At 64.8% G+C, this 16,868-nt stretch carries 12 protein-coding genes; 9 read left to right on the top strand and 3 right to left on the bottom strand.

Going from position 1 to position 16,868, the window contains the following annotated elements; all coding sequences use genetic code 11:
* Positions 1–7 precede the first annotated feature (7 nt).
* Positions 8–1,033 carry a DNA polymerase III subunit delta gene (gene holA, locus DDE20_RS15220; RefSeq protein ID WP_116559382.1) on the top strand — a complete coding sequence of 342 codons (1,026 nt, stop codon included), beginning with the start codon at positions 8–10 and terminating at the stop codon, positions 1,031–1,033.
* Positions 1,034–1,119: 86 nt separating this feature from the next.
* Positions 1,120–1,728, top strand: a complete 609-nt coding sequence (locus tag DDE20_RS15225) for a glutathione S-transferase family protein (protein WP_116559445.1) — start codon at positions 1,120–1,122, stop codon at positions 1,726–1,728.
* A gap of 8 nt (positions 1,729–1,736) precedes the next feature.
* Here DDE20_RS15225 and DDE20_RS19405 read toward each other — a convergent pair whose 3' ends face one another.
* Positions 1,737–3,335, bottom strand: coding sequence for a translocation/assembly module TamB domain-containing protein (locus DDE20_RS19405; protein ID WP_420812372.1), 1,599 nt, complete (start codon positions 3,333–3,335; stop codon positions 1,737–1,739).
* 2,411 nt (positions 3,336–5,746) lie between these two features.
* Positions 5,747–7,633, bottom strand: a complete 1,887-nt coding sequence (locus DDE20_RS15235; protein WP_116559384.1) for an autotransporter assembly complex protein TamA — start codon at positions 7,631–7,633, stop codon at positions 5,747–5,749.
* 223 nt (positions 7,634–7,856) lie between these two features.
* Here DDE20_RS15235 and DDE20_RS15240 point away from each other — a divergent pair, with 223 nt between their 5' ends.
* Positions 7,857–9,086: an MFS transporter gene (locus DDE20_RS15240; RefSeq protein ID WP_116559385.1), complete on the top strand. Its 1,230-nt coding sequence runs from the start codon at positions 7,857–7,859 to the stop codon at positions 9,084–9,086.
* Positions 9,087–9,110: 24 nt separating this feature from the next.
* Here the strand turns inward: DDE20_RS15240 and DDE20_RS15245 are convergent, their stop codons facing one another.
* The gene (locus tag DDE20_RS15245) at positions 9,111–9,986 is read right to left on the bottom strand and encodes a LysR family transcriptional regulator (protein WP_116559386.1); all 876 of its coding nucleotides are present in this window, start codon (positions 9,984–9,986) and stop codon (positions 9,111–9,113) included.
* 102 nt (positions 9,987–10,088) lie between these two features.
* On the opposite strand from DDE20_RS15245, the gene DDE20_RS19050 reads away from it, so the two are divergent.
* From DDE20_RS19050 to flgK, 6 genes are all read left to right on the top strand, one after another.
* On the top strand, positions 10,089–10,244 hold the full coding sequence (locus tag DDE20_RS19050; RefSeq protein WP_165814535.1) for a hypothetical protein: 156 nt from the start codon (positions 10,089–10,091) through the stop codon (positions 10,242–10,244).
* 188 nt (positions 10,245–10,432) lie between these two features.
* The gene (ahcY, locus tag DDE20_RS15250; RefSeq protein WP_116559387.1) at positions 10,433–11,839 is read left to right on the top strand and encodes an adenosylhomocysteinase; all 1,407 of its coding nucleotides are present in this window, start codon (positions 10,433–10,435) and stop codon (positions 11,837–11,839) included.
* 552 nt (positions 11,840–12,391) lie between these two features.
* The gene (locus DDE20_RS15255; protein ID WP_116559388.1) at positions 12,392–13,132 is read left to right on the top strand and encodes a metallophosphoesterase; all 741 of its coding nucleotides are present in this window, start codon (positions 12,392–12,394) and stop codon (positions 13,130–13,132) included.
* A 67-nt stretch (positions 13,133–13,199) separates the two neighbouring features.
* On the top strand, positions 13,200–13,994 hold the full coding sequence (locus tag DDE20_RS15260; RefSeq protein WP_116559389.1) for a flagellar motor protein MotB: 795 nt from the start codon (positions 13,200–13,202) through the stop codon (positions 13,992–13,994).
* 92 nt (positions 13,995–14,086) lie between these two features.
* On the top strand, positions 14,087–15,409 hold the full coding sequence (locus tag DDE20_RS15265; RefSeq protein ID WP_116559390.1) for a flagellar hook protein FlgE: 1,323 nt from the start codon (positions 14,087–14,089) through the stop codon (positions 15,407–15,409).
* Between the two features lie 18 nt (positions 15,410–15,427).
* Positions 15,428–16,867 (top strand): flagellar hook-associated protein FlgK, encoded by a 1,440-nt coding sequence (flgK, locus tag DDE20_RS15270; RefSeq protein ID WP_116559391.1) that lies wholly within the window; start codon positions 15,428–15,430, stop codon positions 16,865–16,867.
* The last annotated feature ends 1 nt before the right edge of the window (position 16,868 follow it).

The raw sequence follows: 16,868 nt of genomic DNA on the forward strand, positions 1-16,868 counted from the left end.
TACCGGCATGAAACTCTCGCCCCGCGATGCCGTCGGGTTCCTCAGCAAACCCGATCCCAAGGTGCCCGCGATCCTGATTTACGGCGCCGATGCCATGCGTGTGGCCGAGCGCCGCGCGAAACTGGTGGCGGCGCATGTCGGGCCGCAAGCCGAATCGGAAATGCGCCTGACCCGCATGCCGGGCAGTGATCTGCGCAAAGATCCGGCGGCGGCGCTGGATGCGGCGCGCGCGCAAGGGTTCTTCCCCGGCCCCCGCGCAGTGGTCATCGACGAGGCCAATGAACACGCGTTTGACGCGCTGAAAACCGCGCTCGAGGATTGGGCCGAGGGCGACGCGATGATCGTCGCCACCGCTGGCGCGCTTAAAAAAACTTCGAAACTGCGCAAACTTTTTGAAGCCGACCGCCGCGCGCTGGTGCTGGCGGTCTATGACGATCCGCCGGGCCGGGCCGAGATCGAACAGATGCTCACCGCCGAGGGATTAACCAACCTGTCACAAGACGCGATGCGCGATCTCGGCGCTTTGGCGATGACACTGGAACCCGGTGATTTTCGCCAGACCCTGACCCGTATTGCGCTCTATAAGATCGGCGATGACACGCCGCTGAGCCCGGACGAGATCGCCATGCTGGCGCCACAAAGCGCCGAGGCCGAGATCGACGATATCCTCAACGCCATGGCCGAGGGGCGGATGGGCGATCTGGCGCCGATCCTTGGACGGCTGGCCGCGCAGGGCGTGCAGCCGGTCGCGGTCTGCATCGGTGCGGCGCGGCATTTCAAACTGCTGCACGCGCTGGTCAGCGATCCGCGCGGCCCGCAACAGGCCATCGGCGCGCTGCGTCCGCCGGTGTTTGGCCAGCGCCGCGACCGGCTGTTGCGGCAGGCGCAGAACTGGTCGCTGCCACGGGTCGAGGATGCTTTGCGCGATCTGACCGCCACCGATCTGGCGCTGCGCTCTTCCACCCGCGCGCCAACCCGCGCTTTGGCCGAACGCGCGCTGATCCGCCTGTCGCGGATGGCCGGACGCCGCTGAGCCACACCCGCCCCCTGCCTGTCATCACCGCTTGCACCGCTGCGCTCTGCGTGGCTTGATGCGGTGATAAAGACAGGGAGACGATGATGACCGAACCGAATTATACGCTGATCGGTGCCGCCCAGACCCGCGCCGCGCGTCCGCTTTGGATGCTGGAAGAGCTGGGCCTGAGCTACACCCATGTGCCGGTGAAACCGCATGCGCCGGATGTGACCGAGCATTACCCCAGCGGCAAGGTTCCGGTGCTGCTGGTGGATGGTGAGCCGATCAGCGATTCCACCGCGATCATCCAGTATCTCGCCGATGCGCACGGGCGTTTCACCGCCCCCGCCGGCACCATCGAGCGCGCGCGGCAGGATTCGCTGCTGCATTGCCTGCTCGATGAATTCGACGCGGTGCTCTGGACCGGCGCGCGGCATAGTTTCATCCTGCCCGAAGACAAGCGCGTCGGCGCGGTCAAGGATTCGCTGAGATGGGAATTCTCGCGCAATCAGGCGCGGCTGGTGGCGCGGATGGGGGATGCCGAGTTTGTCGCCGGAGATGAGTTCACCATCGCCGATATCGTGCTCACCCATTGTCTGATCTGGGCGAAAGCGGCGAAGTTCGAAATCACCGAGCCGCAGCTTCTGGCCTATTTCGACCGGCTCAAACAGCGGCCCGCGCTGCGCCGCGCTCTGAGCAAACCGAACGCGTAACCGGCGCTTTAATAGTCCCGCTCGAAGAAGATACCGACGCCCGAGCGGCCGTCGGTATCAACCCGCCCGCGCAGGGTGACATTCGGCGTCAGGTCCAGATTGATCGTCACTTCGCTGCGTCCGGTGCTGTCAACGCTGAGATCGGTATAGACCTCTTCGCCGATATAGCGACCGGCGCGCACCGCGGTATTGCCCTCGTCATCAACGGTGAAATCCAGATCATCCAGCCCCATCGCCTGCCGTGTGCGGTCAAGGATCGAGTTCTCGGCGCGTCCGGTCAGCGTCGCCACCGAGAGCGCCAGTTGCGCGGCCTGAAACGGCGACAAAGTGGTCAGCGAGCGGCGGAACACCAGCCGCGCCAGCACTTCATCCTGCGGCAGTTCAGGCACCGAATTGAAGCTGATTTCAGGCTCGTTGGCGGGGCCCGAGAGCATCACGCTGGTGGTCACCCCGTCGGATTCCGTGGTCGCCACCAGACTGACGATGGGCATGAAATCCCCGATCATACTGGCCGAACCATCGGTCAGGTTAAAGCGGTTGCCCAGCAGGTCCAGCCGCCCGCGGATCAGCCCGAAACTGCCCGAGGGCACGACATCACTCAGGGTGCCGCCCAGCCGCAGTGTGCCGCCCATTTCCGCATCCAGCCCGCGCCCGCGCACAAACACCCGCCCCGGCGCACGCATCGTCAGATCCAGCCGCAGCGGGATCGGCGCACGCCCGTTTCGCGTGCCCGAGGCAATACCTGCGGCGGTGCGGGTCTGGCGGCTGGCCGCGCTCTCGCCGATGTGGCGCAACCCCTGCAGGCCGAAACCGGCGCGGGCCAGCGGTGAGTTGGGGATGCGGATTTCCGCCTCTTCGACCAGCACATCACCGCGCACCAAGGCGCCATTGGACAGCGGCCCGACCACCGAGACGCTGCCCGAGACCAGCGCATCAAAGAGGCTCGGCTGGCGCACGGTGAAATCCTCGACACTGACCGTCAGATCCGCCTGCTGATCGCCGCGCAGCGAGATCGCGCCCGCAATCGTGCCGCGCCCGCCCTGCCGCGACAGGCCGGAGAGATTGACCTGTGCGTCCAGCCCGTTGATCTGCGCCTCGCCGTTGATCCCCTCAAATGCGATCGCCGCATTGGGCTGCAAAAACCGCCCGTCCTCCAGCGCCACCGACAGGCGCAGCGCCTCGATCGAGGGCGGCCCTTCAACAGCACCGGTCAGCCGGATCAGCCCCTGCACATTCGACGGCTCGATCAGCGGGTTGATCAGCGCGCCCTGCAATTGCCCCTGCAGGACCAGCGCCAGCGCGAGGTCATCGCCGATGCGGCCACGGGTGCGCAAAGCCAGCGCCGAGGGGCCGGTGAGATCGGCCTGAACCTCATAGCCATCATCCCCGACCTGCCGCTCGACATCGGCGTTCAGCACCACCGCGCCGCTCATCCCCGCGACCACGCGGCCCAGATTGTCGAGCCGCCCTTCAATCGCCAGCCGCGTCGCGCCATCCGCCGATTGCAGGCCGGTCGCATCGACCTGCAGACCGGTCGCCGCAAGCCCCGCGCTGTCGATCCGCACCGCGCCATCGGCGGCAATCGTGGCATCCGCGCTCAGGTCCATCCCCTCGGTGAGCAGCCCGTCGATCTGGGCATTGCCGGTGCGCAACCGCCCCTCACCGCCAAGCCCGAGCACCACCCGCCGCGCGCCGCCGTCCGCGCCGGTCAGCCGCAATTCACCCGACAGCGCGCCCGATCCCGCCTCGCCCAGCGCCGCCAGATCCAGCCGCTGCAGGTCCACGGTCAGATCGGGATCGGTCTCGGACCAGCGGCCTGCGCCGGTCAGTTCCACACGTGGCCCCGCCACCGTGAACGCGGTGATATCCGCCTGATCGCCGTGCAACAGAAGATCGCCGTGCAACCGTGTCGCGCCGCTGAAGATGCCGCTGATGATGTCACCGGCGGGCAGATCGGCCAGTTGCAGGTCCACCGCCGACCCGTCGAACCGCAGCCGTTGCCCCAGATTTTCGCTTTGCGCTGGCTGCGCTTGCGGCTCGGAATCTGGCACCACCTCGGTTTGCAGCGCCACATCCAGCGCCAGCCGCCCGCCATAGCCCGCGCCCATCTGCGCCAGATCCAGCGCCGCCAGCCGCGCCTGCAGATCGACGGCACCGGGGCGCAACTCACCCTGCGCGCTGGCCTCGACAGTCCCCGCGCGCAGCGTGAAGGCGCGCAAAGCGGTGCCCTCGGTGTCACGGCGCAGCGACAGCGACATCCGCGACTCCCCCGCCAACATCGAATCCGCTTCATCGATATCCAGCGTCAGATTGTTGGTGGTCAGATCGGCCTCAAGGTCCAGCGCGCCGGTCAAAGGGTTCACCTGCCCCTGTGCGGTGACCAGAGCCGCGCCGCCCAGCGCGCGCCCCGCCAGACCCGAGAACCGCGCCAGATCGGGGGCGGAAAACTCAACGAAACCGTCAAAATCCAGCCCGTCGATAGCCCCGTATGCGGTCAGCGACAGGCTCTGCCCTTCCAGCGCGAGACCGGTCAGTTCGATCGGCTCCTCGGGGCCGGGCCAAGCGATGCTGGCAAGGCCAAAAAGCTCGGAGCCGATGGCGCTTTGCACCCCCGCATCCTGCGCGGTGATCTCGCGCGCGGCGAATTCGAACACGCCCTCGAACACCGGCAGCGGGCTGTAATCGGCATCCGGCGGCTCGGTGCTGGTGGCGTTCAGACGCCCGCGTGCATCCATCAGCGCGCTGCCCACCAGCAGTTCCGGCAGCGCCAATTCGTCGATCTCGCCGCGCAGCCGCCAATCGCGCGAGCGCTCGGCATCATGGTCAATGCGCAGCGTCGCGCGGGTGATATAGCCCACGCCCGAAGTGCCCGGCAGCAGCACCGGCTCGCCATCGGGGGTCTCGATGGCGGCGGTCAGCCGGACCAGTTGCGGTAGCCCGCTGGCAGCAAAGGAGGCGGCGCCGTTCAGGCTCATGGATTCGGTGCTGATGCTGAGTTCGGGCAGCGAGACCTCACCGGAGTCGCTGCGCTGGCCACTGGCGCGCAACTGGCTGTTATTGCCAAAGAACGGATGCAATTCCCGCGACAACAGCGGCCGCAGATCACCCGAGAGATCCAGCGCGAACCCCGCCCCGTCGATCGGGGAGTCGTCAGCCGCCGCGTCGATGGCCGCGAATTCTCCGGTCACCCGTGGCACGCCATCGGTGGCCAGTTCGATATCCGCCGAAAAGGTGGTCAGCGGCCCCGCGCCCTGCACCGAAAGCCCCAGCGCGGGCTGTTCGGGGATGCCCAGAATGGTGGCCGCGATGCCGCCCTGCCCCTCGCTCAACTCAAGGTTCAAATCCAGAAACCGCGTCGCATTGTCGAAATCGCCCTCGAAGGCAAAGACGCCCTCTTGCCCGTCGACACGGCGCGCCTCGAAGCGCGCGTCGCCCTGCCCGCCGGCCAAAAGCGCCTCGCCCTGCAACGAGATTTCCGCCGCCTGCCCCATCACCGCCGCGTCGATCCGCACCCGTTCCGCGCCGACTTCGCCGATGCGCACCGAGACCGGCAGTTCCGGCAGCGAAAACGGCTCACGCGCGGTCGCACTGGGCAGGTTGCTGGCGCTGCTGGTGCTGGGCAGACGAAACAGGTCGATGGTCGCGGCGCTGAGTTCATTGACCGAGACGCGCCCTTCGAACAGCGCGGCGCGGTTCCAGTCGATCACCACATCCGAGAGGGTGATCCAGACCCCGTCATCATCGGCAATCGAAAGCTCGCGCATCGTCGCCCGCGACGACAGCGCGCCCTCAAACCCGCGGATGATCACCTCGCGTCCGGCGTCCGACAGAAGGTTCTGCAGGGTCCGCGCCAGCAGCCCCTCGTCTTCTTCGTTCGAGAGCGCAGGACCGCCAAGCAGCAGCGCCGCAATCAGCACCAATGGCACCCAGAAACGCCAAAGCGACCACTCCGGCCTGCGGGATCGGCGGGCAACCTCGGCCCCGGTCCGCATCAGCGGAGACGGTCTTGGCATGCGCATCAAAATGCCTGACCGATTCCAAGATAGATTTGATAGGAACTGCTACCCAAAGCGCTGGCATTGCGGCGCAGGGGCGTCGCCAGATCCAGCCGCAGAGGCCCGATCGGCGTGTCATAGCGCAGCCCGACGCCGCCGCCCGCCTGCCAGTCCGAGGCGCCCCGCAACGGCCCCGCCGAGACCCAGCCCGCATCGGCAAATGTCGCCAGCGTCAGGCTGTCATTGACCCGCACACGCAATTCGCCCGAGGCGGTCACCAAGCCGCGCCCGCCCGAGGCTGGTGGCCCGGCCACGCCCAGCGACTGGAACGGCAGGCCGCGCACGGTGCCGCCGCCGCCCGAGTAAAACAGGAAGCCGCGCGGCGTGGCATCCAGCGCACTGCCGACAATCGCCCCGACCTGCGCGCGACCGGCCAGCACCACGCGGCCTTCGCTGCCGAAATCGGCATAGCTGCGCGCATCAAACCGCAGCCGCGCGCCATGCTCGGTCTGGCCAAAGCCGAAATAGGGCATGATCGTCGCCGACAGGTAATGCCCCTCGGTGGCGTTCAGCGGCGTGTCGCGGCTGTCATAGGTCAGCGAGAGCGGCAGCCCCAGCGTGCCGAAGTTCGAACTTGTCCCGCCATACTCGGCGCGTTCATAGCGCAGCTGCACCCCGCCGCTGGCCAGAAGATTGTCACCAAAGCGGCGCACCAAAGCGGCGTCGGCCTCGAACGCATCGGCCATATAGTCGCGCTCATCCAGCCGCATGACGCGGGTGCCCAACTCAAGATCGGTGTCGCGGTTGATCGTCGCTGGGCGGGTATAGCGCGCATCCAGCGTCACGCCCAAACCACCAGTGCGCGCGGCGATCCCGTCGATCGAGGCCTCAAGCCGCAGACGCTCGGCGCCGCCAAGGAAATTGCGGTGCAGCCAGAAGCCGGTCAGCTGCACGCCGGATTCGCTGTCATATTCGACGCCAAAGCCCAGCCGCCGCGGCGGCGCTTCAACCACCTGCGCCTCAATGTCGATGCTGCCATCGGGATTGGCGCGTTCGGCGGTGCGCAGCACCACGCTCGAAAAGGCGCCGGTGTCACGCAGCCGCGTTTGCCCCTCGTCCATCGCCTCGGGGTCATGGGTCTCGCCGCGCGGCAGCCCGGCAATGGCGATGATCCGGTTGCTGCGGGTGCGCTCATTGCCCTGCGGCACCACCGCGCCAAAGCGCAGCCTCGGCCCCGGCGCCAGTGCCAGCCGCACGTTCAGCTCGGCGGTGTTGTGATTGGCGACGACATCCTGCACCTGCACATCGGCCTGCGCATGGCCCAGCCCGCGCCAGGCATCCAGCGCCTCGGCCAGCGCCGCGCGGACCATGGTGCTGCGCGCAGGTTGACCGCTGGCAAACCCCTCGGGCAACACGGTATCCGGGGCCAGCGGATCAATCTCGACACGGCCAAAGGTGAACAGCGGGCCGGTGGTGACAATCACCTCAACACGGTCAATCTGCGCAGGCGTCGAGAGTGGCGAGATTTCCGAGGCTTCGCGCCCGTCGATCAGCACCGAGATCGTCGGCGCGTAATAGCCGTGATCGTAAAGCAGCGGGATCAACCGCCCGTATTCCGCCCGCGCGGTGGCCATCAGGCTGCCGGAATCGACATGCCCTTCATCGCGCGAGACCAACAGCAGCGAACTCAGACGCAGCGTTTCGATCAGATCCTCGGGCGCGCCCGGCGCGGTCAGAGTCATCCGCTCCAGCGCCGTGGCGGGGGAGGGAATACTGGCAACAGAGGTGGCGACAAGTGTTCCCGCGACGACAGCCAGCATCATCCGGCGCGCGGCATCTGTGCTGCGCCCCGCCCATTGCTGCCCGGTCGCTCCCGCAAGCGCCCACCATCCGGTTTTCGCGCGTTTCAACGGGTCATCCTCATATTACCGCCCTTTTAGAATATGTCGCACACTCGCCCTAACGGCTCAACCATATATCGCGGTTTTCCGGCCCCGCCACCGCGCCGTGGGCGAATAAACGCTGCAATTTTGTCGCGTCTCGCAGCCTGCGGGGAATGATTGCCAGTGCACCCGCTTGACAGTTTCGGTAAGCTTGAGGCAATCAGCCGCTGAACATGTGAAAGATCGCCCGATGACCGTGCAATCCACGCCCACCCCTGACGCAGCATTTGCCGCAGCACCCAATGCCGGCGCCGCCAACCCGCTGCGCACCCATTATACCGTCATTCTGGCGATCGCGCTGTGTCATTTCATCAATGATGTGATGCAATCGGTGCTGTCGGCCAGCTATCCGGTGATGCGCGATGAGTTCGGGCTGAGCTTCACCCAGATCGGGCTGATGTCGTTGGCCTTTATGGGCACCGCCTCGGTGTTGCAGCCACTGGTCGGCGTGATCACCGACAAACGCCCGTTTCCGCAGTCGCTGACCCTCGGCATGGGCAGCACGATGCTGGGTCTGTTGCTGCTGGCGAAAGCGCCGAACTATCCGCTGCTCTTGGCCGGCGCGGCGCTGATCGGCATCGGCTCGGCGGTGTTCCACCCCGAGGCCAGCCGCGTGGCGCGCGCCGCTGCCGGGCGGCGGTTCGGCACCGCGCAATCACTGTTTCAGGTCGGCGGCAATGCTGGTCATGCGGCGGGGCCATTGCTCGCGGCCTTTATCGTGGTGCCTCTGGGCCGCCCCTCGGTCGCGTGGTTTGCGGTGCTGGCGATGATCGGCATGACGATCCTGTCGCAGGTTGGCCGCTGGTATGCCAATCAAGAGCGCAACAAACGCAAGGCTGCCCCCGTTACCGGCAATGGATTGCCGCGGCGGCGGATTGTCATCACCATCTCGCTGCTGGCAATTCTGGTGTTCACCAAGAACGCCTATCTCGCCAGCATCAGCGCCTATTACACGTTTTTCCTGATCGAGCGCTTTGAGTTGGGCACCCAAGCCGCGCAGCTCATGCTGTTCCTGTTCCTCGCCTCCTCGGCGGCGGGGGTGATCATCGGCGGGCTTGTCGGCGACCGTATCGGCACCCGCGCGGTGATCTGGGTGTCGATCCTCGGGGTGCTGCCCTTCTCGCTGGCACTGCCGCATGTTGATCTGTTCTGGACCGGCGTGATGACCGTGTTCATCGGCGTGATTCTCTCCTCGGCCTTCCCCGCGATCATCGTCTTCGCGCAAGAGCTGGTGCCGGGGCGCGTCGGGCTGATCGCCGGTGTGTTCTTTGGCATGGCCTTTGGCATTGGCGGCATGGCGGCGGCGGGGCTGGGGGTGCTGGGCGATATCTACGGGATTGATTTCGTCTATCAGCTCTGCGCTTTCCTGCCCGCGCTGGGGATCTTTGCGATCTTTCTGCCGCGCTTGAGCCACGACTAGAACCCGCCCGAGGCCAAAGGCAACTCAGGCCTTCGCCAGCCGCCGCAGCCAACGCACGAACAGCCGCGCGGAATGCGACAGCCCGTCGGGACGGGTGACAAGGTAATAGCCCAGCCCCTCGGGATCGCCCTCATGTAGTGAGATCAGCTGCCCCGAGGCCAGATCCGGCGCGACCAGCGTTTTCGCCTGCAAAGACACGCCCAATCCGGCGCGCACCGCGCTGGCGACCAGCCCGTTATTGGCCATCTCGCGCGCGCCAATGGCTTTGAAATCAACCCCGATTGCCTTGCCCCAGATTTGCTGTTCCGAGGAAGCGCCCGAGAAAAACCAATCCTGTCCGGTCAGTTTCAATAACCCCTTGAGGTCTCGCGCCTTGGTGAAATGCGGCGCCGCGACCACGACAAACGCGCTCAGGGCCAAGGGTTCGGCCTGCAGCCCCGGCCAGTCACCGCCACCAAAGCGGATCGCCACGTCAATGCCGTCGCGGCGGAAATCGGTCAAAGTGACACCGGGAACAAGCCGCACTTCGATCTCGGGATGCGCGGCCCAGAACCCGCCCATCCGCGGCATCAACCAGGCCTCGGCAAAGGACGGGGTCAGCGCCACCACCACCGGTCGCACCGCGTTGCGGTCGCGCAGCGCGCTCACCCCATCGGCGATACGCGCAAAGCCTTCGCCCAGCGCAATCGCCAGTTCATGCCCCGCCTCGGTCAGCTGCATCCCCTGCCCCTCGCGCCGCGCCAGCACCTCGCCAAAGTCAGCCTCAAGGGCGCGCAGATGCTGCGAGACGGCGGCATGGGTGACATTCAGCTCGCGCGCCGCCGCCGACAGGCTGCCATGGCGCGCCAAAGCATCGAAAGCACGCAGCGCCGCAAGTGAGGGGATAGAGCGCCAATCCATGGTGAATGTTAGCACCGCTTACAGCGCAAAAACAATACAGACTCGCGAATATGGCCGGGTTGCGCGATAGAGAGCGCATCAACTCAACACTGGAGGACGGCTATGTTTGGAATTCTCAGCTCAACGATCCGCGTTGCAACCCTGACCCATTCGCGCACAAAGGCCGACCATGTGGCCCTGAAGGCCCCGCGCGACGCTCACGCCGAGCGCAGCGAGAGCCTGACCGAGGCCCACAAGCCAGTAGCGGCGCAGGGCTGAAAGCTCAGTTAACGAACCTGTTTGGCAACTTGCAGGGATATATCGACGGGTGGCGGCGGGCTTAGGGTCCGACCGCCATTTTTTCGTGCCGTATCACCGACCTTGCGGCACGCCCGTAGCGCTCTATTGCCGCAAAGGGGTGGCAATGGTATCCCACGGTCAAATATTTGTATCAACAGGAGCCCGCGATGTCGGCGGATTATGTAGTTAAAGATATCTCCCTTGCCGATTTTGGCCGCAAGGAATTGGATATCGCGGAAACCGAAATGCCCGGCCTGATGGCCTGCCGCGAGGAATTCGGCACCTCGAAGCCGCTGAAAGGCGCGCGGATCGTCGGCTCTCTGCATATGACCATCCAAACCGCGGTGCTGATTGAGACGCTGGTCTCTCTGGGCGCGGATGTCCGCTGGGCCTCGTGCAATATCTTCTCGACCCAAGACCACGCCGCCGCCGCGATTGCCGCCGGTGGCACGCCGGTCTTCGCGATCAAGGGCCAGTCGCTGGTCGAACATTGGGACTACCTCGACCGCTCGTTCCAGTTTGCCGAGAATGCAGACGGCATCGGCGCCAATATGATCCTCGATGATGGCGGCGACGCGACGCTCTATGTCCTTCTCGGTGCTCGGGTTGAGGCCGGTGAGGATGATCTGATCGCGGTGCCCACCTCGGAAGAGGAAGAGGCGATCTTCGCGCAGATCAGAAAGCGCATGGCGCAAAGCCCCGGCTGGTTCACCAAGACCCGCGACGCGATCATCGGTGTCTCCGAGGAAACCACCACCGGCGTGCACCGGCTCTATGAGCTGCACAAAAACGGCCAGCTGCCCTTCCCCGCGATCAACGTCAACGATTCCGTCACCAAGTCGAAATTCGACAATAAATACGGCTGTAAGGAATCGCTGGTCGACGGTATCCGCCGCGCCACCGACACGATGATGGCCGGTAAGGTCGCCGTTGTCTGCGGTTACGGCGATGTCGGCAAAGGCTCGGCGGCGTCTTTGGCCGGGGCCGGTGCCCGTGTGAAAGTCACCGAGATCGACCCGATCTGCGCCCTGCAAGCCGCAATGGACGGATTCGAAGTGGTGCGGCTTGAGGATGTCGCCGGTGAGGCGGATATCTTCATCACCACCACCGGCAATAAGGACGTGATCCGCATCGAGCATATGCGCCAGATGAAGGATATGGCGATCGTCGGCAACATCGGCCATTTCGACAATGAAATTCAGGTCGCGGCGCTGAAGAACCACAAATGGACCAACGTCAAGGATCAGGTGGATATGATCGAGATGCCCTCGGGCAATCGCATGATCCTCTTGTCGCAAGGCCGCCTGTTGAACCTCGGCAACGCCACCGGCCACCCCAGCTTTGTGATGTCGGCGAGCTTCACCAATCAGGTGCTGGCGCAGATCGAGCTGTTCACCAAGCCGGACGACTATGCGCCCGGTGTCTATATCTTGCCCAAGCATCTGGATGAAAAGGTCGCGCGGCTGCATCTGGCGAAGGTTGGCGCCAAGCTGACCGAACTCGCGCCCGAACAGGCCGCCTATATCGGGGTCACGCCCGAGGGTCCGTTCAAGCCCGAGCATTACCGCTACTGAGTTCAAGGGGAGGCTTCGGCCTCCCTTTTCTTATTGGGCGAGCCGCACATCGCCATTGCTCCTGACCTAGCCATGTCGCGCAACAGAGCACATCGCCAGACCGCGGGATGGCGACCGGACGTGGAAGCGGTGCACTTTATGGTGCGTTCCACTTCCAACTTCCAAGCGGAGCGCCAACCCTAGCCATATCGCCAGCCCCGTGGGCGGTCTGGCGATGTGCGGCGGCTAACGCCTTGATTCCGCACAGGGCAAATATCCAACGATGACAAAGCCATACCGCGGGATGGCGACCCGACGCTAAAGCGGCGCGTTTTTTGGTGCGCTCCACTCCCAACATTCAAGCGGAGCACCAACCCCAGCCAAATCGCCAGCCCCGGGGGCGGTCCCCGCTCTCGGCGATTTTCCACAGAAAATCACCTGCCGCGTAAATGGGACGATGCGCGGCGGCTGCGCCTTGACTCCGCGCGGGGCAAAACTCCGCCATCCGATTGCCCCCACGTCCGCGCTTGGCTAACCTGCCCCGAACCGGCAACCCACAGGCGGACCCCAGACATGCGCAGCTACGCGATCGGCGATATCCACGGACATCTCGACCTGCTCCACCTCGCCCACAAGCGGATCGAGGCCGACCGCGCCCGCACCGGCGACGCCGAAGCGCCGGTGCTGCATCTCGGGGATCTCGTCGACCGCGGCCCGAACTCGCGCGGGGTGATCGAGACGCTCCTCGCCGGGCAGATCGCCGGCAAGCCCTGGATCGTGCTGCGCGGCAATCACGACACGATGTTTGCGCGCTTCCCCGATGGCTACCGCGATCCGGTGCTGCGTGAGGGGCTGGACTACCTGCACCAGAACATCGGGGGCAGCACGACGCTGGCAGAATACGGGATCGACCTCTCCGAGGGCCGCCCGATTGCCGATATCCAGACCGAAGCGCGCGAGAAAATCCCCAATGAACACCGCAGCTTCCTGCTTGACGCGCCGCTCTATCACCGCCGCGGGCCGGTGCTCTATGTCCATGCCGGCATCCGCCCCGAGCGCGCGCTGCAAGACCAGACCGAAGCCGACCTCTGCTGGATCCGCAAACCCTTCCACGACTATACCGACCCGCATCCCTGGCTGGTCATTCACGGCCATACGCCGGTGCCCGAGCCGCGCCACTACGGCAACCGCGTCAATATCGACAGCGGCGCGGCCTTTGGCGGGCCACTGACCGCGATTGTGGTGGAAAGCACCACGCATGGCACCGAAGTCTACCTTTTGACCAACACTGGCCGCACCCTCCTGACCCCGTAAAGCGCTTAACGTCGGATTCACTTCTCGCTGCTAGACCGGCAGTCGGGTGAACCGAAAGGGTGAGGGAATGAGCCGACAACCGAATGTCGCGCCAGTGATCATCAAGCGCAAAAAGATCGTCAAAAGCAGCGGCCACCACGGTGGCGCATGGAAGGTTGCATACGCAGACTTCGTCACCGCGATGATGGCGTTTTTCCTGATGATGTGGCTGCTGGGCGCAACAACCGAATCGCAACGCCGCGGGCTGGCGGATTACTTCAATCCGTCGATACCGGTGCACCGGATTTCTTCGGGCGGGGACGGGATGTTCGGCGGCACCGACATTGAACGGCGCGATCAATTGGGCCCCGAATCGCCCCCGACCACCGATGCCGACGCGGACAGCGACATGCAGGCCGAGGCGGAATCATTTGAAAATGTCACCCAGCAGCTCAGCGGTTTGGGCGGTGAAAGCCCGGTGCTTGATCAGGCGCTGCGCCACATCATCACCCGCCAGACCGACGAGGGGCTGGTGCTGGAACTCTTCGACCTGCCGGGCATGCCGCTATTCGACGGTGACAGCGATGAGCCGACAGCGGTCATGCGCCAGATCAGCTCGATCCTCACGCAGGTTTTCTCGATTGTTGTCAATGATCTGGCGATTGAGGGCCATACCCGCAGCTATACCGTCGTGCAGGCCAGCGATCCGCGTTGGGCGCTATCCTCAGCGCGCGCAGATCAGGTGCGGCGGATGCTCGGCGAGTCGGGGTTTGATCCGGCCCGCGTCGCCCGTGTCACCGGCCATGCCGACCGGCGTCCGGCGGTGTCAAACCCGATGGCGGTGCGCAACAACCGTCTGGAACTGATCCTGCTCAGGAACTGAATGCGGGTAAATCGAGCGCCGTTAGTCAGCCATTAACGCCCTTCGGTCAAACTCGCCCCAATCGTTTCGCATCAGCACGAAAGGCTAACGCCATGTCCACACTTTATTCCTCGTTCAATGCCGGTATTTCGGGGCTGAACGCGAACGCCACGCGTTTGTCGGCGATCTCTGACAATATCGCGAATACCGGCACCATCGGCTATAAACGGGTCGTCGCCTCATTTGATTCGATGGTCGTCTCGGGCTCGCATTACGGCCCCTATATTGCCGGTGGCGTGCGCGCGTCGACGACACGACTGGTGGATGAACGCGGCGCGGTGACCGGCAGCTCCAACGCCACGGATCTCGCGGTCAGCGGGCGCGGCTTTTTGCCGGTAACCACCAGCACGGCGCTGAACTCGGGCGACACCAATCTTCCGTTGATGCTGATGTCGACCGGCTCGTTCCGCCCCGATGCCGACGGCATGCTGCGCAATCCCGCAGGCATGGTGCTCTTGGGCTGGCCGGCGAATTCCGATGGCACCATCGGCACTTTCGCCCGCGATACTATCGGCGGGTTGGAGCCGATCCGGATCAATTCCAACCAATTCGCCTCGGACCCGACCACGCGGGTCACCGTGCGAGCCAACCTGCCCTCAACCAGCACCCATCTCGGTGCCAATGCCTCTCCGCAAAACGTTTCGATGGAGTATTACACCCCGATGGGCACCACAGAAACGCTCAACATGGAGTTTAAGCCGGTCGAGCCGGTGCCTCCGTTGACCGGCGCTTCGAATGAATGGGAGGCTACGGTCACTGATCCGAAAACCGGCATGCCTTTGGGTGAATACATCGTAACCTTCGACGATACGCCACCGAATGCCGGACGGATCTCGTCGGTCACCCCGTCGGGCACCAACCCCGGAGGCCCCTATGATCCGGCCACCGGCGAATTCACCGTGACCATCGACGGGCAGGATATCGCGATGAATATCGGCATGCCCAATGACGCCGACGGCATCACCCAGATGGCGGATAACTTCGTGCCGGTCTCGATCGACCGTGACGGCTCCCCCGTGCAATCGCTGGCCGGTGTGCAGGTCGATCCCAATGGCTACGTCAACGCCTATTACGATTCCGGCCTGATCCGCACCATCGCGCAGATCCCGCTGGTCGATGTGCCCAACCCGAACGGCCTGCAGGCGCTCGACAATCAGGCGTATCGCGTCTCGCCCGATAGCGGCTCGATGTTCCTTTGGGATGCGGGCGACGGGCCGACCGGCGAGATTGCCGGCTTTGCCCGTGAGGAATCGACCACCGACGTCGCGGCAGAGCTGACCAATATGATCCAGACCCAACGCGCCTATTCATCGAACGCCAAGGTGATCCAGACGGTCGACGAGATGCTGCAAGAAACCACCAATATCAAACGCTAACCCTGAACGGAGGCTGCGATGAGTATCTCCAGCGCCCTATATAATGCCGCATCCGGCCTGACCGCATCGGCCCGCGCGGTGCAGGTCGTCTCGTCAAATGTGGCCAATGCGATGACCGAAGGCTACGCCGCGCGGCAACTTGAGCTGAGCGCCTCCTCGCTGGGCGGCGTCGGCCAAGGGGTGCGGATTGCCGGTGTCACGCGGCGGGTCGATCCCATTCTTCTGGACCTGACCCGCGCCGCACAGGCCGGATCGCAGGCCAGTTCCGCCCGCGCCGGTTTCTGGCAGAGCTTTGAGGCGCAGATCGGCCAGCCGGGCGCGGGGCTGTCGCAAGCGCTGGCGGGGTTTGACAGCGCCCTGGTCGAGGCCAGCGACCGCCCCGATCTCGACAGCCGCCTGTCCGCCGTCGTCACCAGCGCCAGCCAGCTTGCCGCCAAACTCAATGGGATCAGCGCCTCGGTGCAGGTACAGCGCGGCAATGCCGATGCTGCCATCGCCCGTGATGTCGAGACGCTGAATGCCGGTCTGGCGCAGATCGACACGCTGAACGCCTCGATTGTCAAAACCCGCGCCGCCGGGCAATCGACGCTGGGGCTCGAGGATGAGCGTCAGGCGATAATTTCAACCCTGTCCGAAATCGTGCCGATCCGCGAATACCCGCGCGATAACGGGCGTGTCACCCTCTACACCGCGGGCGGGCAATTGCTGCTTGATCTCGAACCGCAGAAACTGGGTTTTTCCGCCGCCTCGACGATGAGCGCCGGACAAACGGTCGCCACCGGTCTTTCGGGGCTGACGGTGAACGGGCATCCCGTCGACACCGGACCGAACGGCGCCTTCAAGGGTGGCCGTCTGGCCGCGAATTTCGCCATCCGCGATGAGGACGGGGTGCGCGCCCAGAATGATCTCGATTTGCTGGCCGGCGATCTGATCTCGCGCTTTGATGACCCTGCCACCGATCCGACCCTCACCGCCGGAGCGCCCGGCTTGTTCACCGATGCCGGTGCCGCGCTGACCACCCCGGCCCCTGTCGGCCTCGCCGCACGGGTTTCGGTGAACGATCTGGTTCTGCCCGACGGACATAACGAGCTATGGCGTGTGCGTGACGGGCTTGGCGCCGCAGCGACGCCCGGCGCGGTCGGCGACGCCAGCCAGATCCACAATCTGATCGACGCGCTCGAGCGCTCGATCGCGCCCGCCCCCGGTTCGGCGCAGCAGAATTTTGCCAATACTTTGGGCAGTTTTTCGGCAGAAACCTCACAGCACCGCCACCAATTCGAAGTTACCGCCACCCATAGCGCCACCCATGCCAGCGAATTGACCGAGCAAATGTTGGCCCAAGGCGTTGATACGGATGCGGAAATGCAGCGCTTGCTGCAGATCGAACAGGCCTATGCGGCCAATGCACAAGTGATCAGCACCGCCGACGCCATGCTGCGCCGCTTGTTGGAGATTTAAC

It is taken from the genome of Pararhodobacter oceanensis, assembly GCF_003076755.1.
Lineage (GTDB): Bacteria > Pseudomonadota > Alphaproteobacteria > Rhodobacterales > Rhodobacteraceae > Pararhodobacter > Pararhodobacter oceanensis.